This is a genomic window from Rhizobium sp. K102 (genome assembly GCF_022385315.1).
Classification (GTDB): Bacteria; Pseudomonadota; Alphaproteobacteria; order Rhizobiales; family Rhizobiaceae; genus Rhizobium; species Rhizobium croatiense.
Genome location: NZ_CP092436.1, coordinates 3,320,411 through 3,337,205, shown reverse-complemented (window position 1 = coordinate 3,337,205; position 16,795 = coordinate 3,320,411). Strand labels below are relative to the sequence as shown.

Here is a 16,795-nt window from a genome sequence, read left to right as displayed (position 1 = left end):
TTCAACGACGCTGGCAGCGAACTCCGACCAGTGCGCCTGACCGGTACGGGTGGTGGAACAACTCATAAGGATAGTCGTTTCGATATAAGACTTCTGGAGAGACGACATGACTCAACTGGGCCAAGCCACAATCGTCACACATCATTACCTGCAAGGGATAATAAACGTCCGGCTCACGCGCCTGATCCCTGCGCCGGAATTGGTCGGCTGGAGGTGTAAAACCCAAGTCGAGAAATTTATGCAACTTGGTGCTGCCACACATACGACAATTCATGGGTGATATCCCTTTATTTCTGTAGTCTGAACCCAACTGGGGACGCACTCGGTTGACGGCAGACCGCTGGATTCCATTGATCAAGGGTTTGCGAAATCGGTGTACTAACTATTGAACGGACGATGCCAATGCAACGACGTTTTTCCGATCCGAACGGCGTTACGGTGTCGATCTCGCCGAAAATCGACCACCTTCGCAACATTCGCCTGCGACGCATCGTCGGCGCGAGGCTGTCTGACGTCTCGGAGATCGGACTTGAAGCGGTCGAGCCGTCGGTAATGACGGGGTCACGGATATCAGCATTCGGCTGAAGATTGCGCCTGTGCTGGTGGAAATAACGACGCAAAGTCCACCCTGGGAAATTCGTCCAATTCGCCGCCGGCAGTCGCGTTGAAAATACGGATGCCATGATGCTGGGCGATCTGCTTGATCGACCTGTACTGCTCCCAGAGGCGCGCCAATCCCACGAACTCCGCATACCAGGAAGTGGGCTTGCCGTCGGCATCGACGGTACTGTCCTTGCCGCGCAAAACCGTTGGCTCGAAGCAATACTTGTATTCAGCGGTGCGGAAGTGGTCGTGGTCGGTGCCAAGAAGATATATTTCCGAAAACCCCATATACATAGCGATCATCAAACCCATGACCGGCACCGACTGAACGGCGGGTATGCGGGATGCGATGTCCGGAATCTCATCTGTCGGATATTCGGAAAAGCCGCCCGAGAAAACCGTATATCGTACCTGGCGGCCGGCGAAGAGCTTCTCCTCGCGCGCGACGGCTTCTTCCGTGTGATTGAGAAAAAGCACCGCGTGCCCGAGTTTCTGGTGCATTTCGCGAAACCAGGCAACAACGTCGGCTCGGGACATTAAGCCGTAGGTAATCTGCGGCACGCAATGATATGCGGGTGCGATTTCTGCATAATCGGAATGTAGATATCCGCTGGATACCGAAATTACATGCTCGGACTTGAGTACGCGGATATCCTGCTGCTTTATACTTGGTCCGTTGGCAAGTATGAAGCAACGCTGGCCTGCGTGCCGATTGCGCAGCTGCACATTCTGCGCGGCTAACGCCAACGGTGCAGCCAAGCGCTTCAGTTCTTCTCGAGCGTGCTTTTTGGCGAGAATCGCGCTGCGCAGACTGCCGTATAAAATTCTGATTATCGATGTCATTTCATTTCAAGCAAAGTCGAGAGCTGCCAATTACGCAGTGTATTGCAGACTGGCGATGGCCGGAAAAAGTCTGCATCGAGAATAGTCGCCATTATACCGATCCAGTGCCGACAGCAAAACGAAACCGCGAAACCCGTGCGTCGCCATGTTTCGGGAGCTTCTTTTGGCTTTGGGCGAGCCGGCATCGCCTTGTCTGCTGTCAACAAATGTTCAGATGCAACGAAATTGCAGAGAATAGCGGAAGAGCACTTGGGAGCAGGGTTTTGGGGCGTTCAGAACCGCCTGGAACGGCGGCCTGAAATTGGAAATGGTGCCCAGAAGAGGACTCGAACCTCCACGCCTCGCGGCACAGGTACCTGAAACCTGCGCGTCTACCAATTCCGCCATCTGGGCGACGGAGAGCGATGTAAGGGGGTGGCTCGTGACTGTCAACTGGGTTTTTGAAGTTTTCCTGACAGTCGGCAAAAAACTGCCGATCACATGCGGAAGAGCCGCCGGAGGATGGGCATAGCGCTTCGCTCGCGACGCCCTATATGGAGGGAATATCGAAAGGAATGCTTCATGGCTGCTGCCCGCACGCTTCTGTTCGCCGGTCTTCTCGCCGTTTTCGCGCCTGCCATGGCCAGCGCTGATTCGCCGAAGCCGGGTCTCGGGCCGCTCAATACGGGGTCGACGCTCTGCGATTTTCGCGGCTGCTTCGGTTTCGGGCCGCAGCAATGGCATCGGCCCGCCTATGTCCAGCCGAACTACCGTCCGCGTGGCGCCGGGCCGACCTATTATCTGCCGGGTGCGGCCGGGCGGCCGCAGCTGACCTATGATCCGCCGCCGGTGCGCCGCGCACAGCCGGCGGCGCGCGATATGAACAAGCATATCGCCTGGTGCACCAACGAATACCGCTCCTACAATCCGCGGACGGATCACTTCCTCACCTATGAGGGCGTCTACCGGGTCTGCCGCTCGCCCTATCGCTGAGGTCAGCTCTCGAGCGAGGCGCGGTCGACATGGCCGAGATCGCGGCCGGGCTCGACGATGTCGCGAACCCGCTGCTTCAGCTCTTTCGGCCCGGGAAAGCCGCCGTCGCGCTTGCGCTCCCAGATGAGGTCGCCATTGACGCGGATTTCGAAATTGCCACCGGTGCCGGGGATCAGCGCCACCTCGCCGAGGCTGTCGGAAAAGGTGTGCAGCAGCTCCTGCGCCATCCAGGCGGCGCGCAGCAGCCAATTGCACTGGGTGCAGTAGAGGATCGAGACGCGGGTTTTTTCGGTCATGGCCATTTCCTTTCGTTCCGGCAGGTTTAAGCCTTGCCGCCTGCGTGCGCAATCGGTCTTGCACAAGCGTCTTGCGCGCCCCATCCGGGCATGATCTCCTCCCGCTATCGGCCAGATCGGGAAAAGCCATGCGAGTCGCAGTCGTCGAAAATATGAAAAATACCGGGCTCGGCGCGCTTGCCACAGCGCTCGAGGAGGCGGGAGCGGAGATCGAGTGGTTCCGCGTGTGGCGGGACGGCAGTCTGCCGCAAGATATAGCCGGCCATGACGCGCTCGTCGTTCTCGGCGGCGAACAGAGCGCGCTGGATGACGAGACTCACCCCTACCTGCCGGAACTCGTGCGGCTAACGCGCCGCTTCGGCGATGCCGGCAAAGCCGTGCTCGGCATCTGCCTCGGCAGCCAAATCCTCGCCCGCGCCTATGGCGCCGACAATCTGCTGGGTGCCGCTCGTGAGTTCGGCTGGCACAGCATTGGCGTCACGGGTGAAGGCCGGTCCGATCCGCTGCTGTCTGATGTGGGCGGCGAGTTCACCATCTTTCAATGGCATGCCGACACGTTTTCCTTGCCCGAAGGTGCGGTTTGTCTTGCGACGAGCTCCGTCGCCGAGAACCAGGCCTTCCGCATCGGCCGCGCCGTCTACGGCACGCAGTTTCACTTCGAGGCCGACACTGAGGTCGTCAGGCAATGGAACAGCGAATTCCCCGGCACGATCGAGCGTATCGCTCCCGGCTGGCTGGAGAATTATGACGAATTGGCAGCGCGCCATGGCGCCGCCGCCGATGCCGCAGGCCTTGCCATAGCGCGCGCCTGGGTCAGCCTGATCGAGCGGCAAGAGGCCGGACTGCTGTCGCAGGCGACCGCGTGAGGAACGAGGCGATGCCGGTCAGCGAACGCGAAAAGATGGCGGCCGGGGAATGGTATTGCTGCCTTGACGACGAACTCGATCGCCTGCGCCAGCAGGCGCGCGTGGCCATCTACGCCCACAACACCCTGCCGCCCGACGAGCGGGGCGCCGCGGCGCCTGCCTTGAGGGCGCTCTTTGCGCAGGCCGCGCCCGATATCTTCATCGAAGCGCCGTTTCACTGCTCTTACGGTATCAACATCGTTCTTGGCGAGCGCGTCTATTTCAATGCCGGCTGCACCATTCTCGATTCCGGCCGGGTGACGATTGGCGATCGCAGCATGTTCGGTCCGGGCGTACAGATTTATTGCGCCGAGCATCACAGGGATCTTCCCCTCCGCGGTGCGGGCATCGAGATCGCCCGGCCGGTCACGATCGGCAGCGACGTCTGGATCGGCGGCGGTGCCATCATCCTCGGCGGCGTGGCGATTGGCGAGGGCGCGATCGTCGGCGCCGGCGCGGTCGTGACGAAGGATGTGCCGGCGGGTGCAACGGTGGTCGGCAATCCCGCGCGTCCGATAAGCCGTCCCTGAGATTCGTGGCCGCGGGCTCCCTCGACAATGGCGCCGGCTCCGCTAGATCAGGTGGCGGAAGGGGAGAGTAATGATGACAGCAAAGAACTTACCCATGGAAGGCGGCTGCCGTTGCGGCCGGGTGCGGTTGAAGATCAGCGCGCCGCCGCTACTGACCATGGCTTGCCATTGCACGGGCTGCCAGAGGATGACCGCGAGCGCCTATTCGCTGAGTGCCGCCATCCCAAGCGAAGGTTTCGAGGTGACGAAGGGCGAGCCCGCCATCGGCGGCCTGCACGGCACGACGAAACACTATTTCTGCCCGCATTGCATGAGCTGGATGTTCACCCGCCCGGAAGGCATGGACTGGTTCGTCAACCTGCGCGTCACCATGCTCGATGACCCCAGCTGGTTCACGCCTTTCATCGAGACATGGACGAGCGAGAAGCTGGCCTTTGCCGAGACCGGCGCGGTGCACAGCTACACGGCACTGCCGGAGATGGCGGCCTACGAGGGGTTGGTGAAGGAGTATATGGCGCGATCGTAGAAACCAATCTCGGGATCAAAAGGATGTTGAATGAACTAGCCGTCGGTCTTTCCGCCTGGATCATCATGGATGGAAACTACGGCGAATTCCAAAGGGGACAGCGGGCGGCCTTTGCCCTGGAATTCTACAATGAAACGGCGCTGAGGATTAGTGACCATCGCGGCGATGTTTTCATGAGGCGTGAGAGCGGCTCGTTCTATCAGGCTCGCGGGCGTGTCACACACATATCCGAAGATTGGTGGGCTATGGATTTCGGAATACCCGCATTTCAAAATGTGGCGCCGCCCAAGGACGCGCGCCCCGGAACATGGCTGGAAGGCCGTGTCTATATCGGGATCGACCCGTTCTTCTATTTCGAGCAGATCAGCCACTTCGACGATGCGCCAGCTATGATCCATGATTGGATCATTGAAGGGATCGAGATGCAGACAGCGCCGTTTGTCGACGCAGGCGAAAACCGGATGGTTCGCGATCCTGCCCTGAGTGGATGGCGGGAAATTCCTGAAACCGATGCATGGAACGACGACGATCGCTCGGCGGAATATCTTCTGCATTGCCGACGGATTTCCGAGAACTCCGCGAAGGGCTTTGACGACCGATAGCTAGAGCATGATGCGGGAAAAGCGTGCAGCGTTGATTTCAGAAGCCCTGGAAGAGAAAGTCGACGGAAGCCACGATGCGGTCGCTGTCGGCGGTAAGATCCGCGATGGCGCTTCCGAGTTCCGTGGTCGGGATCGATGCCATGCGCTGAGTCGCCATGACGTAGGCTTCCCCCTCGATTGAGAAGCGCGGGTTTAGCCGCGAGATCGACCAGCTCAGCTCCTGAACTGGATGCAATGGGACCATGACCCGCGATGGCAGATCGTCAAGCAGATTGGCTTGAAGATCGATGGCCAGGACATTCCCGCTTTTCAAGCGATAGACGTGAAAGCGCGCCATTAAAACTGACGGTATTTGGCGAAGGGCAAGCCGTGCTTTTCGACATACTCGTTCTCCAGCCGGATGGCCTCCGCGTTCTCGACACGCCACAGCCGTTCGCGTTCCGCCTTTATGGCCTTCGCGATCCCATCTTCCGCCGCCCGGGATATGTTGATCTTCAGCTCACGCGCCTGCGACACGAGTCCCTCATCGAGAGAGAGGTTCGCTGCTTTCCTTGGCCGCTGCGCCATAACGATCTCCTTGGCCTTATGCGCAAATCATATGCGCATAAGGCACTATTGAGAAGCGTTATTCGTCGCCCATCTTCAACGCGGCGATGAAGGCTTCCTGCGGAATTTCGACCTTGCCGAACTGGCGCATGCGCTTCTTGCCGGCCTTCTGCTTGTCGAGCAGCTTGCGCTTTCGGGTGGCATCGCCGCCGTAGCATTTCGCTGTCACGTCCTTGCGCAGCGCCGAGATCGTCTCGCGGGCGATGACGTTGCCGCCGATCGCCGCCTGGATCGGGATCTTGAACATGTGCTTCGGGATCAGCTCCTTGAGCTTCTCGCACATGTCGCGGCCGCGCTTTTCGGCGGCGGTGCGGTGCACCATCATCGACAGTGCGTCGACCGGCTCGCCGTTGACGAGGATCGACATCTTCACGAGGTTGCCCTCGCGATGATCGGTCAGCGTATAGTCGAAGGAGGCATAGCCCTTGGAGATCGACTTCAGCCGGTCGTAAAAATCGAAGACGACTTCATTGAGCGGCAGATCGTAGGTCAGCATCGCGCGCGTGCCGACATAGGTGAGTTCGATCTGGATGCCGCGCCGGTCCTGGCAGAGCTTCAGGATGCCGCCGAGATAATCGTCGGGTGTGAGGATCGTCGCGCGGATCCACGGCTCGTGGATTTCCGAGATCTTGACGACGTCGGGCATGTCGGCCGGATTGTGCAGCTCGCGCTCCGTGCCGTCGGTCATGAACATCTTGTAGACGACGGAAGGGGCGGTGGCGATCAGGTCGAGGTCGAACTCGCGCTCCAGCCGCTCCTGGATGATTTCGAGATGCAGCAAGCCGAGGAAGCCGCAGCGGAAGCCGAAGCCGAGCGCCGCAGACGATTCCATTTCGAAGGAGAAGGAAGCGTCGTTAAGGCGAAGCTTGCCCATGGCGGCGCGCAGATCCTCGAAATCGGCGGCATCGACCGGGAAGAGCCCGCAGAACACCACCGGCTGTGCCGGCTTGAAGCCCGGCAGTGCCTGTGCGGTCGGCCGCTTGTCTTCGGTGATCGTATCGCCGACGCGGGTATCGGCCACTTCCTTGATCGAGGCGGTGATGAAGCCGATCTCGCCGGGGCCGAGGCTGTCGACATTGACCATCTTCGGCGTCAGCACGCCGACACGCTCCACCTGGTATTTGGCATCGGTGCCCATCATGCGGATCGTCTGGCCCTTGGTCAGCACGCCGTCGATGATGCGCACGAGAACCATGACACCGAGATAGGTGTCGTACCAGCTGTCGACGAGCAGCGCCTTCAGTGGCGCCTTGTCGCCGCCCGGGCTCTTCGGCGCCGGCAGCTTGTGGACGATCGCTTCCAGCACATCAGGAATGCCGAGGCCGGTCTTGGCTGAGATCAGCACAGCCTCCGAAGCGTCGATGCCGATCACTTCCTCGATCTGTTCCTTGATGCGGTCGGGTTCGGCCGCCGGCAGGTCGATCTTGTTGAGCACGGTGACGAGCTCGTGGTTGTTGTCGATCGCCTGATAGACGTTGGCGAGCGTCTGCGCTTCCACACCCTGCGAAGCGTCGACGACGAGCAGCGAGCCCTCGCAGGCCGACAGCGACCGCGAGACCTCATAGGCGAAGTCGACGTGGCCGGGCGTGTCGATCAGGTTGAGAATGTATTTCTCGCCATTGTCAGCCTGGTAGTGCAGGCGCACTGTCTGGGCCTTGATGGTAATGCCGCGCTCGCGCTCGATATCCATATTGTCGAGCACCTGCTCGGACATTTCGCGCTCGGCAAGGCCGCCTGTCGTCTGGATCAGGCGGTCGGCCAGCGTCGATTTGCCGTGGTCGATATGGGCCACGATCGAGAAGTTGCGGATATGGGATAGCGGAGTGGTGGAATTGGTGCTCATGCGCGCCATATAGCAGCGCTGCCTCCGGCCGCAAAGCGGTAATTATCCCGCCGTTTACGCTATTTTACGAGCCGGTCGAACGCCTCTCAGACCGGCCAGGTCTCCAGCCGCCAGGCGGAATCCCAGAACATCCATTCATATTGCGAGGCGCGCACGAAAACATCGGCCATTTCGGCGCGTTCCATCGGCGAGGCGGCGCGGGCGGCGATGTCGGTCAGCGCGATCACCTCGCGGGCGCCGGCAGCAAATTGCGGATCGCCATAGGTGTTGATCCAGGCTTGGAAGGCATTGCCCTCGACAACAGGCCGGTTCTTGATCGCCTCGCCGACATGCCAGTAGATCCAGAAGCAGGGGAGAATGGCGGAAAGCGCCACCGCGTAGGAGCGGTGATAGGCGGTGGCCAGCAGAAAATTGGTATAGGCAAAGCAGGTGGGCGACGGCTCGGCCGAGGTCACATCCGCGGCCGTGATGCCGAACTGGGTGAGGAAGCCGGCATGCAGGCCCTGCTCGACGGTGATCGCCTTCTGCGCCGAGCCGAGAAAACGCAGCACCTGCGCATTGTCGGGCGCCTTGGCCGCGACGATGGCCAGGCATCGCGCATAGTGCTTGAGATAAAGCGCGTCCTGCAGGATGTAGTGGCGAAAGATTTCCGGCGGCAGCGTGCCGTCGGAGAGCCGCGTCAGAAGCGGCAGTGCCTTGATCTCGGCCATGATGGGTGCAATCCTGTCCCAGGCGGCGGCCGTGAAGCTTCCCGTCAGTTCCGTGCTCTGCGTGCTGGCGTCCATTGGTCTCTCCATCGATCGCGCTGACATATACCGGCGAGGCTGCGGCGAAGGCAAGTTGCGTGCGCGCCCCGCTTATTGGCTTGATTCCATCATTGGATCATGTATTTCTCTTATAGTAGAATTGCGGATGGGACGATGGAACAGCAACTCGAACAGGCGATCGGCATTCGCATCCGCACGCTGCGGCTGGATAAGGGTTTGACGCTGGAGGATCTTGCCGCAGCTTCCGGCGTCAGCCGCGCGATGATTTCGCGGATCGAACGGGCCGAGGCGAGCCCGACGGCCTCGCTGCTGGCAAGGATCTGCGCCGCGCTCGGCCTGTCGCTCTCTGCCTTCTTCGCGGAGGAGGGGGAGCAGGCCTCGCCGCTTGCCCGCCGGCAGGAGCAGCAGGTCTGGCGCGATCCGGAAACCGGCTATCTCAGGCGTGCGGTGTCGGCGCCTGGCACCGCCTCCGATGTCGATATCGTCGAAGTCGAATTCCCCGTTGGCGCGCGCGTCAGCTTTCCCCGCATGCGGCATCCCACGGCATGACGCAGCATATCTGGCTGTTCGATGGCGAGCTGGAGATGACGGCGGGCGAAACCGTCTACCGGCTGCGCCCCGGCGACTGCCTCTTCATGCCGGTCGGCGAGGGCCATGTCTTTCACAATCCCGGCAACGCGCCGGCGCGTTATTGCGTCGTGCTCGATCGCGGCGGCCGATAACGATATTCATTTCAGGAGAAGCATATGCCCGCCATTCGTGCCCTTTCCGCCGCGGAGGCCCGCGCCGCCATCGCCGATCTTTCGGACGTGCTCGCCGATTGCGTCGCCGGCGGCGCCTCCGTCGGCTTCATGCAGCCCTATGGGCCTGACGATGCCGAACCCTACTGGCGCGATGTCGCCGATGCGGTCGGGGCGGGCGTCAGCCTGCTTCTGGTCGCTGAACTGGAGGGCAGGATCGTCGGTACGGTGCAGGTGGGGTCGGCGCAAATGCCGAACCAGCCGCATCGCGGCGATCTGAAGAAGCTCCTGGTGCATCGCTCCGTCCGCGGGCGGGGCCTCGCCCGGCTGCTGATGGAGGCCGCCGAACGCGAGGCAGCAAAGCACGGCAAGACCCTGCTCGTGCTCGACACGGCAACCGGCAGCGATGCCGAAGCGATTTATCCGCGTCTCGGCTGGCAGCGCGTCGGCGTCATTCCCGACTACGCGCTGTGGCCGCAAGGTGGCTATTGCGACACCACCCTGTTTTACAAGCGGCTCGCCTGATTGCCCCGGCTCCACTCACGCCGGTCGACGCAAAGCCGGAAATGCCCCGGCAAGCGTGGTGCCTGCCGTCCATTGCGCCGCGTTCCAGCCGAACTGCCGCGCCGCTTCGATATTTTCCGCCGTGTCGTCGATGAAGCCGATTTCGCCGGGCGGGGCGCCGGCGCGTTCGGTCGCCAGCCGGAAAAAGTCCGGCGAAGGTTTGCGATGTCCGAGCGCGGCGGAATAGATGATGCCGTCGACATGCGCGCCGAGGCCGGCCTCTTCCATCAGGTAGCGTGCCCGCCTGTGCTCCTGATTGGTCGCCAGAAAGACGGCAACACCGCCTTGCCGGAGGGCGGCAAGCTCTTCCAAGAGATTGAGATCGAGGCGGGAATCGTTTTCGAACCAATAATCGATCAGGGTTGCGGCGCTAAGATGGGGCGCGATCTCTGCAAGCACGGCCGAAAGCCGCGGTTCCAACCCCTCGCGGCCGATGACGATGTCGCTCCAGTGGGTCTGGAAGAATGCCTGCTGCAGCAGGTCGAGGCGCAGCCCAAGGTCGCGCTCGAGATAGGTGAAGAGAGGCAGGCCATCGGCCGGTCGGCCATGAATGAGCACACCGTCGACATCGACCATCAGCACTTTCATGCGGAAAATTTCCTCGTTCTGAAAACATCGGCGAAGGTGGCGTCATTTAGCTCGGCGATCAAGCCGACACACTGCTTTTTCGTTGGGGCGAAGCCGTGTAAATCTCGATTTTCAATCAGGAGCAGAATCTGCAATGCGCGTCATCTATTCCGAAGACCATAAGCTGCGCGATGCCAGGACCGAGCTCTATGCCGGCCAGCTGGTGACCCCCTTCGAGGCGCCTTTCCGGGCCGAATGGATCCTGGCGGCAGTGAAGGAGGCGGGCTTTGCCGATGTCGTCGCACCCGATGCGCACGGGCTGGAAACGGCCAGGAAGGTGCATGACCCCGCCTATCTCGATTTTCTCGCCACTGTCTGGGACCGCTGGGTGGCCGCCGGCTTCGAAGGCGAGGCGATCGCCAATTCCTTCCCGGTGCGCCGCACCAGCCAACGCGTGCCCGACAATATCGTCGGCGCGATCGGCCATTATGCCAATGCCGCCGACACCTCGATCACCAAGGGCTCCTACGCGGCGGCGATCGCCGCGATGCGCTGCGCCATAACGGGCGCCGACTGGCTGGCTGAGGGCCATCGTTTCGCCTTCGCGCTCTGCCGCCCGCCTGGCCATCATGCCGGCATCGATCTTTTCGGCGGTTATTGCTTCATCAACAATGCGGGCGTGGCGGCGCAGCGGCTGCTTGATCGTGGTGCGAAAAAGGTCGCGGTGCTCGATGTCGATTTCCACCATGGCAACGGCACCCAGGACATCTTCTATCACAGAGGCGATGTCTTCACGGCCTCGCTGCATGGCGATCCGATGCACGCCTTCCCCTATTTCCTCGGGCACGCCGAGGAGGAAGGCGAGGGGGCGGGGGCGGGCGCCAACCGCAACTATCCGATGCCGCCGGGCACGCCATGGCGGGTCTGGTCTTCGGCCCTTGCCGATGCACTCGCCCGCATCAGGGCCTTCGGCGCCGAGGCGATCGTTCTGGCGCTCGGCGTCGACACTTTCGAACGCGATCCGATCTCATTCTTCAGGCTCACCGCCGACGATTTCACCCGCATGGGCGCGATGATGTCAGCCGCCGGCCTGCCGGTGCTTGTCTGCATGGAAGGCGGCTACGGCGTGCCGGAAATCGGGCTCAATGTCGCCAATGTCCTCAAGGGTCTGGAAGCCTGATCGCTAGATATGATCGACGAGACCGTTCCATCCGATAGCCCGACACCCCGCATGCTGAGCTGGGCGCGCAACTCCACCATCTACCGTCTGGAGCGCCGGATGATGACGGAAAAGCAGCTCTTCGACGCCATTACCCGCAAGGCGAAGGAGAAGTTCGACGAGATCAGCGCCGGCCAGCTCAAGGCCGTTGCCGAATTCGCCGTCAAATTCGCCTATGACAACAAGGTGCTCGACGATCGCGCCTATGCCGAAATAAGCACGCGCTCGGCCGTGCGCGGCGGCAAGTCGAAGCGTGCGATCGCCCAGAAGCTTGCCGCCAAGGGTGTTGCGAGCGACAAGGCGCAGGCTGCGCTCGAAGGGGCTGACGATCTCTACGCCGCGACCATATTCGCCCGCAAACGCGCCTTCGGCCCGTTTCGCCGTGGCGAACTCGACGACAACAGGAAGGCAAAGGAACTGTCCGCCTTCGCCCGCAATGGCTTCAGCTTCGAGATCGGCAAAAAGGTCTTCGATATGAGTTTCGAAGACGCCGAAGAGGTGATCCTCTCCGGCCGCCTCTGATATGCATCAGCTCTCTTGCTGCCTGGATCAGAAGATTGAATTTGTCGGTTGCAAGCGGCCTCCGTATGAACAGCGCTCAATCGGAGATGCAGATGAAAGACGGAACGAACGACGGCGCCGGCGTGCTGGCATTGGAAACGCCTGCAACGTCCTCCGGCCTGGCGGCCGGCGGGCTGATGTGCCTCCTGTCCATGTCGTCGATCCAGTTCGGCGCAGCTCTGTCTTCCCACGCGATCGCCACCTACGGACCGGCCGGCGCAAGCTGGCTGCGCCTCGTCTTTGCCGCCGTCATCCTGGTCGTCGTCGTCCGTCCGCGCATATTCAGTTACTCCAGAGAGCAATGGACAAGCGCGCTCGTTCTCGGCACGACGACAGCGTTGATGACCATGAGTTTTTTCGCGGCGATCGAGCGCATTCCGCTCGGCCTTGCCGTGGCGATCGATTTTCTCGGCCCGCTTTCGGTCGCGACCATCGGTTACGGTCTCAGCCGGCGTCTCGTCTGGCCGCTCATTGCCGCGCTTGGCGTGCTGGCGCTTGCCCATGACGGCGAAGGCTGGATCGGGGATATGTGGGGCATTCTCTTTGCCGGCGGCGCCGGGACCGGCTGGGCGATCTATATCGTGCTGACCAAGAAGATCGGCGCCAGCTTCAAGGGGCTGGAAGGGCTTTCCATGTCGCTGATGGTTGCCGCGGCGGTTGCTACGCCCTTCGGTTTTGCAGGCGCAGCGCCGGCGCTTGACACCTATGGCCTGATCGAGATGGCGGGTCTTGCCGTGCTCGTGCCGCTGCTGCCCTATACGCTGGAGCTGATTGCCCTGCGGCGAATGCCGACAACATCCTTCGGCATTCTCATGAGCCTGGAACCGGCCATTGCGGCTCTGGCAGGCTTCGTCATTCTGATGCAGCCGATGACGCTTCTGCAGATGGCAGGAACGGCCCTGGTCGTTGCCGCAAGCGCCGGCGCGACCTTTTCAGCCAGGCAATGATGCGTCAGCCCGCCTTCTTCGCCGGGTCGTCGAGCGCCGGATTGTAGAACAGCGACAGCGTCAGGCTCTTCGCGATCCGCTCCGCCGTCGCCATGAACCAGGCCTTGGCCTCCGGCGACGGGGTGACATCGTCGAGCGTTGCGGCAAACAGCGCCAGCCATTTCGGAAAGAGATCCGGCGTCAGGTCCGCGACGCCGGTATGCGCCTGCACCGGCTTGCCGCCATAGGCGCCGCTACGGAAGGCGACGGCCGACCAGAAGCTCTTCATCTTCTCCATATGCTCCGGCCAGCGGCCGGAGAGCCTGGCGTCGAACACCGGACCGAGATCGGGATGCGTCAGCACGCGCCCGTAAAAAGTCTCGACCAGCCTGCCGATGAAGGCCTCATCAACGCCCATCGCCCGCATCTCGACCTCCGCCCTTTCGCGGATCGCCGCGACATGGGCAGGACGGCCCTGAATGTCATTATCCATCATAAACCCCGGCGCCGCATAATGCGGCGCTCTCTCATATAGGTGTTTGTGCCGGCGCGCCAAAGGTATCCGTGCGGCTTGCGGCAATCTGTCAGCCGGCCTGTCTGCACCCTTGACCGCCATTGGCTCCTTCTTTAGATTTAGAATAATTCTAAATTATGGAGAATAGTTATGTTGGCGCGATTTTTCAGATCACCGAAACGGTCTTTCGAGTCGCTGTCCGAGCAGGAGATTCTCGCCCTCGCAATCGCCTCCGAGGAAGACGATGCCCGCATCTACCTTGCTTATGCCGACAGGCTCCGGAACGAATTCCCGGCCTCGGCAAAGGTTTTCGAAGATATGGCCGAGGTCGAGGACACCCATCGCAAATCCCTGATCGAGATCCATCGCCAGCGTTTCGGCGAGCGCATCCCGCTGATCCGGCGCGAACATGTGCAGGGCTTCTACGAACGCAAGCCAGACTGGCTCAGGGCAAGCCTTTCGCTCGATGCGATACGGCAGGAGACCGAGGCAATGGAGGACCAGGCCTACCGCTTCTATGTCGAAGCGGCAAAGCGGACCTCGGACGCCTCCACGCGAGAGCTTCTCGGCGATCTCGCGCTCGCCGAGCAGGGACATGAGGATATTGCCCGCATGCTGGGCGACAAACATACGCCCGAAGATATCAAGCGCGACGAGGACGAGGCGGCGCACCGGCAATTCGTGCTGACCTATGTGCAGCCGGGCCTTGCCGGGCTGATGGACGGCTCGGTCTCGACTCTGGCGCCGATCTTTGCCGCCGCCTTTGCCACCCAGGACACCTGGCAGACCTTCCTCGTCGGCCTTTCCGCATCCGTCGGCGCCGGCATCTCGATGGGCTTCACCGAGGCCGCCCATGACGACGGCAAGATCTCCGGCAGGGGCTCGCCGGTCAAGCGCGGCCTTGCCTGCGGCATCATGACGACGCTCGGCGGCCTCGGCCACGCGCTGCCCTATCTGATCCCGCATTTCTGGACGGCGACGATCACCGCGGGCGTCATCGTCTTCTTCGAACTCTGGGCGATCGCCTTCATCCAGAACCGCTACATGGAAACGCCGTTCCTGCGCGCCGCCTTTCAGGTGGTGCTCGGCGGCAGCCTGGTGCTCGGTGCAGGGATTTTGATCGGGAATGGGTGAGCTGCGGTCGGGCAGAGCCCGAGCAATCGACCCAGTGAATTTGATTGCACAGCGAACGCCCGGAGCCATGAGGAGGGCCGGGATAGTACGCGGCAAACGCAACCCACTTACACTGCCGCAATCTCCACGCCGATTTATATCACAAGCCCACCTCCCTCATCCTGGTCGGCAGCCACAGCAAACAGCCCTCATCCTTACACGTTGGGGAGTCCCAGCGGGGAGAAGATGCCCGAAGGGCAGATGATGGGGTGAGGAGCATGAGCGACGAACAGCTTGAGCGGAAGCGAAAGGTGACGGTCGACGCGGTTCCAATTCCCCCAAAAGCAAAAGGCCGGCTTTCGCCGGCCTTTTCCCCGCATCCCCTGAAATCCTCAGCGCAGTGCGCCGACCAGAACGTCGCGGCCGTTCTCGATGGTGACCCAGCGGCCGGCGTTGTAGCTCGACTGGCGCTTGACGAAAGAATAGGGCGTTCCGAACCACGGCTTGACGTCGGCGGCGAGGTTGTCGAGCACGAAGTCGCCCTCGGCGGTGCGCAGCGTCAGGACGGCATGGCCCTCACCGTCAGGCTTGCGCACGACGGTCATCAGCAGGTCGGCGGCCGGAACGCCGCGCTGGATCAGGATGCGCCGCTTCAAGAGCGCGAAGTCCTCGCAGTCGCCGGCGGTGGTCGGATAGGCCCAGACTTCGTCCTTGCCGTAGATTTCCTTGTCGGTCATCGGCGTGATCGTGCGGTTGATGGTGGCGTTGACCGAACGGACGAGCGACCACTTGGCCGGGGTCATCTCCACGGGGCCAGCATTGCGGTTTGCGCCGCATTCACTGCTGTGGGTCTGACAGAAATCATAATGGCCGATCGGCTGCGAAGTGGCGTTGCCTGTTACCATGGAAGCATTTCTGCTTGGAGCTGGGATGGCGGCAGTCGCCATCGCAAACACGGCCATCATGGCCACAAAGATACCTTTGATCCGCACGCCCGCTCTTTCCTCGATCGCCCCTTAATTATTAACAAACTGTTAATGGAGAGGGCCGAGAAGAGTCAATCGTTACTTCTTGTAGGGACCTTGCGACCCGTCGACATGGTTAAAATGCAACAAGTGGCGAGCTTGCTCGGCAGATTATTAGCCGACCATGGAGGAGCGGATGAGACCTTTGACGGCGCTCAGAATAAGGGCGATATCGCTGGGGCGGGACAGGCGATGGTCGCCGTCGCGGATGAAGGTCAGCACCACGTCGTCGGCAGGAAGGTGTTCGACAAGTTTCATCGCATGCGCATGCGGCACGTCGGGATCCTTCATGCCCTGGAGAATATGCACCGGGCAGCCCGTCTCGATCATGCCGTCGAGCACGCGGTTCTTGCGGCCGTCCTCGATCAGCGTGCTGGTATAGATGTCCGGCTCCGGGCTGTATAGCGAGCGCTCTTCGAAATAGCCTCGCTCCGCCAGCGACTTACGCTCCTTGGCCGTCAGGTTCGGCTCGATCAGTTCGGAGGTGAAATCGGGCGCCGGCGCGATCAGCACCATTCCTTCGAGTTTTGGGCCTTCGAGCTTGGGGCCGTCCAGTCGCCCGAGCTCCTGCGCCAGCCGCAGCGCAATCCAGCCTCCCATCGAGGAGCCGACGAGAATAACTCGGTCGGGTGCGATGTGGCGGATGACGGCCAGCGCCTCCTCCAGCCAGCGTGAGATCGTGCCGTCGCGAATGCTGCCGCCGGAAAGTCCGTGACCGGAATAGTCGAGGCGGATGCAGGCGGTACCGAGTTCGCCCGCCAGTCCATCGAGCTCCAATGCCTTGGTACCGCACATGTCGGAACGGTAGCCGGATAGCCAAACAAGTGTCGGGGCGTTGTTACCGACTTGCGCCGGGCGCACCAGCATGGCGATCTCACGCGCCGCCTCGCCTTCACCGACCGTCAGGAACTGCGGCTGGACATTTGGCGTCTGATCGGACATCGGCGAAACTCCTGTTGTTTTGGCCTATAAAACAGATTCTCGGCAGGCTGACAGCAGGTGATTTTTCCGCTAAAGGATGATATTGACTCCGTTGCAGCGATAACGAGATACGTTTGTGCACCCTGGTCGGG

Annotated in this window: 21 protein-coding genes, 1 tRNA gene and 1 pseudogene; 12 read left to right on the top strand and 11 right to left on the bottom strand. The window is 61.5% G+C overall.

Annotated features, from left to right (window positions below; genetic code table 11):
• Nucleotides 1–402: 402 nt before the first annotated feature.
• Entirely contained in the window at nt 403–585 is a 183-nt protein-coding gene (locus MHI61_RS22520) for a hypothetical protein (RefSeq protein ID WP_239790602.1), read from the top strand.
• Here the strand turns inward: MHI61_RS22520 and MHI61_RS22515 are convergent.
• A complete protein-coding gene (locus MHI61_RS22515; RefSeq protein WP_239790601.1) occupies nt 571–1,446 on the bottom strand; it encodes a hypothetical protein in 876 nt (291 codons plus the stop codon). The genes MHI61_RS22520 and MHI61_RS22515 overlap by 15 nt on opposite strands.
• Nucleotides 1,447–1,754: 308 nt before the next feature.
• Nucleotides 1,755–1,839, bottom strand: a tRNA-Leu gene (locus MHI61_RS22510).
• A 168-nt stretch (nt 1,840–2,007) separates the two neighbouring features.
• On the opposite strand from MHI61_RS22510, the gene MHI61_RS22505 reads away from it, so the two are divergent.
• Nucleotides 2,008–2,418, top strand: a complete 411-nt coding sequence (locus MHI61_RS22505) for a BA14K family protein (RefSeq protein ID WP_239790600.1) — start codon at nt 2,008–2,010, stop codon at nt 2,416–2,418.
• 2 nt (nt 2,419–2,420) lie between these two features.
• Here the strand turns inward: MHI61_RS22505 and MHI61_RS22500 are convergent, their stop codons facing one another.
• Nucleotides 2,421–2,714 carry a SelT/SelW/SelH family protein gene (locus MHI61_RS22500; RefSeq protein ID WP_239790599.1) on the bottom strand — a complete coding sequence of 98 codons (294 nt, stop codon included), beginning with the start codon at nt 2,712–2,714 and terminating at the stop codon, nt 2,421–2,423.
• 128 nt (nt 2,715–2,842) lie between these two features.
• Here MHI61_RS22500 and MHI61_RS22495 point away from each other — a divergent pair, with 128 nt between their 5' ends.
• From MHI61_RS22495 to MHI61_RS22480, 4 genes are all read left to right on the top strand, one after another.
• Nucleotides 2,843–3,580: a type 1 glutamine amidotransferase gene (locus tag MHI61_RS22495; protein ID WP_239790598.1), complete on the top strand. Its 738-nt coding sequence runs from the start codon at nt 2,843–2,845 to the stop codon at nt 3,578–3,580.
• A gap of 11 nt (nt 3,581–3,591) precedes the next feature.
• The gene (locus tag MHI61_RS22490) at nt 3,592–4,149 is read left to right on the top strand and encodes a sugar O-acetyltransferase (RefSeq protein WP_239790597.1); all 558 of its coding nucleotides are present in this window, start codon (nt 3,592–3,594) and stop codon (nt 4,147–4,149) included.
• Nucleotides 4,150–4,222: 73 nt separating this feature from the next.
• Nucleotides 4,223–4,675: a GFA family protein gene (locus tag MHI61_RS22485; protein WP_239790595.1), complete on the top strand. Its 453-nt coding sequence runs from the start codon at nt 4,223–4,225 to the stop codon at nt 4,673–4,675.
• A 23-nt stretch (nt 4,676–4,698) separates the two neighbouring features.
• Nucleotides 4,699–5,277 carry a hypothetical protein gene (locus MHI61_RS22480; protein ID WP_239790594.1) on the top strand — a complete coding sequence of 193 codons (579 nt, stop codon included), beginning with the start codon at nt 4,699–4,701 and terminating at the stop codon, nt 5,275–5,277.
• Nucleotides 5,278–5,314: 37 nt separating this feature from the next.
• Here the strand turns inward: MHI61_RS22480 and MHI61_RS22475 are convergent, their stop codons facing one another.
• The 4 genes from MHI61_RS22475 to tenA form a co-directional block, all read right to left on the bottom strand.
• Entirely contained in the window at nt 5,315–5,614 is a 300-nt protein-coding gene (locus MHI61_RS22475) for a CcdB family protein (protein WP_239790593.1), read from the bottom strand.
• Nucleotides 5,614–5,844 (bottom strand): type II toxin-antitoxin system CcdA family antitoxin, encoded by a 231-nt coding sequence (locus MHI61_RS22470; RefSeq protein ID WP_239790592.1) that lies wholly within the window; start codon nt 5,842–5,844, stop codon nt 5,614–5,616. The genes MHI61_RS22475 and MHI61_RS22470 overlap by 1 nt, the downstream gene beginning before the upstream one ends.
• 58 nt (nt 5,845–5,902) lie before the next feature.
• Entirely contained in the window at nt 5,903–7,735 is a 1,833-nt protein-coding gene (lepA, locus tag MHI61_RS22465; protein WP_239790591.1) for a translation elongation factor 4, read from the bottom strand.
• Nucleotides 7,736–7,812: 77 nt separating this feature from the next.
• The gene (gene tenA / locus MHI61_RS22460; RefSeq protein ID WP_239790590.1) at nt 7,813–8,511 is read right to left on the bottom strand and encodes a thiaminase II; all 699 of its coding nucleotides are present in this window, start codon (nt 8,509–8,511) and stop codon (nt 7,813–7,815) included.
• A gap of 135 nt (nt 8,512–8,646) precedes the next feature.
• Here tenA and MHI61_RS22455 point away from each other — a divergent pair.
• Nucleotides 8,647–9,215, top strand: a pseudogene (locus tag MHI61_RS22455) (XRE family transcriptional regulator).
• Between the two features lie 24 nt (nt 9,216–9,239).
• A complete protein-coding gene (locus MHI61_RS22450) occupies nt 9,240–9,758 on the top strand; it encodes a GNAT family N-acetyltransferase (protein ID WP_010029497.1) in 519 nt (172 codons plus the stop codon).
• Between the two features lie 15 nt (nt 9,759–9,773).
• On the opposite strand, the gene MHI61_RS22445 is transcribed toward MHI61_RS22450, so the two are convergent.
• A complete protein-coding gene (locus tag MHI61_RS22445) occupies nt 9,774–10,385 on the bottom strand; it encodes an HAD-IA family hydrolase (RefSeq protein ID WP_239790589.1) in 612 nt (203 codons plus the stop codon).
• A 133-nt stretch (nt 10,386–10,518) separates the two neighbouring features.
• Between MHI61_RS22445 and MHI61_RS22440 the strand changes: the two genes are divergently transcribed.
• From MHI61_RS22440 to MHI61_RS22430, 3 genes are all read left to right on the top strand, one after another.
• On the top strand, nt 10,519–11,544 hold the full coding sequence (locus tag MHI61_RS22440) for a histone deacetylase family protein (protein WP_239790588.1): 1,026 nt from the start codon (nt 10,519–10,521) through the stop codon (nt 11,542–11,544).
• 9 nt (nt 11,545–11,553) lie between these two features.
• Nucleotides 11,554–12,105: a recombination regulator RecX gene (gene recX, locus MHI61_RS22435; RefSeq protein WP_239790587.1), complete on the top strand. Its 552-nt coding sequence runs from the start codon at nt 11,554–11,556 to the stop codon at nt 12,103–12,105.
• 92 nt (nt 12,106–12,197) lie between these two features.
• The gene (locus tag MHI61_RS22430) at nt 12,198–13,091 is read left to right on the top strand and encodes an EamA family transporter (protein WP_239790586.1); all 894 of its coding nucleotides are present in this window, start codon (nt 12,198–12,200) and stop codon (nt 13,089–13,091) included.
• A 4-nt stretch (nt 13,092–13,095) separates the two neighbouring features.
• Here MHI61_RS22430 and MHI61_RS22425 read toward each other — a convergent pair whose 3' ends face one another.
• Nucleotides 13,096–13,563 carry a truncated hemoglobin gene (locus tag MHI61_RS22425; protein WP_239790585.1) on the bottom strand — a complete coding sequence of 156 codons (468 nt, stop codon included), beginning with the start codon at nt 13,561–13,563 and terminating at the stop codon, nt 13,096–13,098.
• A 171-nt stretch (nt 13,564–13,734) separates the two neighbouring features.
• Here MHI61_RS22425 and mbfA point away from each other — a divergent pair, with 171 nt between their 5' ends.
• The gene (mbfA, locus tag MHI61_RS22420) at nt 13,735–14,718 is read left to right on the top strand and encodes an iron exporter MbfA (protein WP_239790584.1); all 984 of its coding nucleotides are present in this window, start codon (nt 13,735–13,737) and stop codon (nt 14,716–14,718) included.
• A gap of 371 nt (nt 14,719–15,089) precedes the next feature.
• Here the strand turns inward: mbfA and MHI61_RS22415 are convergent, their stop codons facing one another.
• A complete protein-coding gene (locus tag MHI61_RS22415) occupies nt 15,090–15,689 on the bottom strand; it encodes a transglutaminase-like cysteine peptidase (protein WP_097606756.1) in 600 nt (199 codons plus the stop codon).
• Between the two features lie 147 nt (nt 15,690–15,836).
• On the bottom strand, nt 15,837–16,664 hold the full coding sequence (locus MHI61_RS22410; protein ID WP_239790582.1) for an alpha/beta hydrolase: 828 nt from the start codon (nt 16,662–16,664) through the stop codon (nt 15,837–15,839).
• Nucleotides 16,665–16,795 lie beyond the last annotated feature (131 nt).

Coding starts and splice junctions, on each gene's coding strand:
- MHI61_RS22520 (WP_239790602.1), top strand. CDS start 403: ATGCAACGACGTTTTTCCGATCCGAACGGCGTTACGGTGTCGATCTCG.
- MHI61_RS22515 (WP_239790601.1), bottom strand. CDS start 1,446: ATGACATCGATAATCAGAATTTTATACGGCAGTCTGCGCAGCGCGATT.
- MHI61_RS22505 (WP_239790600.1), top strand. CDS start 2,008: ATGGCTGCTGCCCGCACGCTTCTGTTCGCCGGTCTTCTCGCCGTTTTC.
- MHI61_RS22500 (WP_239790599.1), bottom strand. CDS start 2,714: ATGACCGAAAAAACCCGCGTCTCGATCCTCTACTGCACCCAGTGCAAT.
- MHI61_RS22495 (WP_239790598.1), top strand. CDS start 2,843: ATGCGAGTCGCAGTCGTCGAAAATATGAAAAATACCGGGCTCGGCGCG.
- MHI61_RS22490 (WP_239790597.1), top strand. CDS start 3,592: ATGCCGGTCAGCGAACGCGAAAAGATGGCGGCCGGGGAATGGTATTGC.
- MHI61_RS22485 (WP_239790595.1), top strand. CDS start 4,223: ATGACAGCAAAGAACTTACCCATGGAAGGCGGCTGCCGTTGCGGCCGG.
- MHI61_RS22480 (WP_239790594.1), top strand. CDS start 4,699: ATGTTGAATGAACTAGCCGTCGGTCTTTCCGCCTGGATCATCATGGAT.
- MHI61_RS22475 (WP_239790593.1), bottom strand. CDS start 5,614: ATGGCGCGCTTTCACGTCTATCGCTTGAAAAGCGGGAATGTCCTGGCC.
- MHI61_RS22470 (WP_239790592.1), bottom strand. CDS start 5,844: ATGGCGCAGCGGCCAAGGAAAGCAGCGAACCTCTCTCTCGATGAGGGA.
- lepA (WP_239790591.1), bottom strand. CDS start 7,735: ATGGCGCGCATGAGCACCAATTCCACCACTCCGCTATCCCATATCCGC.
- tenA (WP_239790590.1), bottom strand. CDS start 8,511: ATGGACGCCAGCACGCAGAGCACGGAACTGACGGGAAGCTTCACGGCC.
- MHI61_RS22450 (WP_010029497.1), top strand. CDS start 9,240: ATGCCCGCCATTCGTGCCCTTTCCGCCGCGGAGGCCCGCGCCGCCATC.
- MHI61_RS22445 (WP_239790589.1), bottom strand. CDS start 10,385: ATGAAAGTGCTGATGGTCGATGTCGACGGTGTGCTCATTCATGGCCGA.
- MHI61_RS22440 (WP_239790588.1), top strand. CDS start 10,519: ATGCGCGTCATCTATTCCGAAGACCATAAGCTGCGCGATGCCAGGACC.
- recX (WP_239790587.1), top strand. CDS start 11,554: ATGATCGACGAGACCGTTCCATCCGATAGCCCGACACCCCGCATGCTG.
- MHI61_RS22430 (WP_239790586.1), top strand. CDS start 12,198: ATGAAAGACGGAACGAACGACGGCGCCGGCGTGCTGGCATTGGAAACG.
- MHI61_RS22425 (WP_239790585.1), bottom strand. CDS start 13,563: ATGGATAATGACATTCAGGGCCGTCCTGCCCATGTCGCGGCGATCCGC.
- mbfA (WP_239790584.1), top strand. CDS start 13,735: ATGTTGGCGCGATTTTTCAGATCACCGAAACGGTCTTTCGAGTCGCTG.
- MHI61_RS22410 (WP_239790582.1), bottom strand. CDS start 16,664: ATGTCCGATCAGACGCCAAATGTCCAGCCGCAGTTCCTGACGGTCGGT.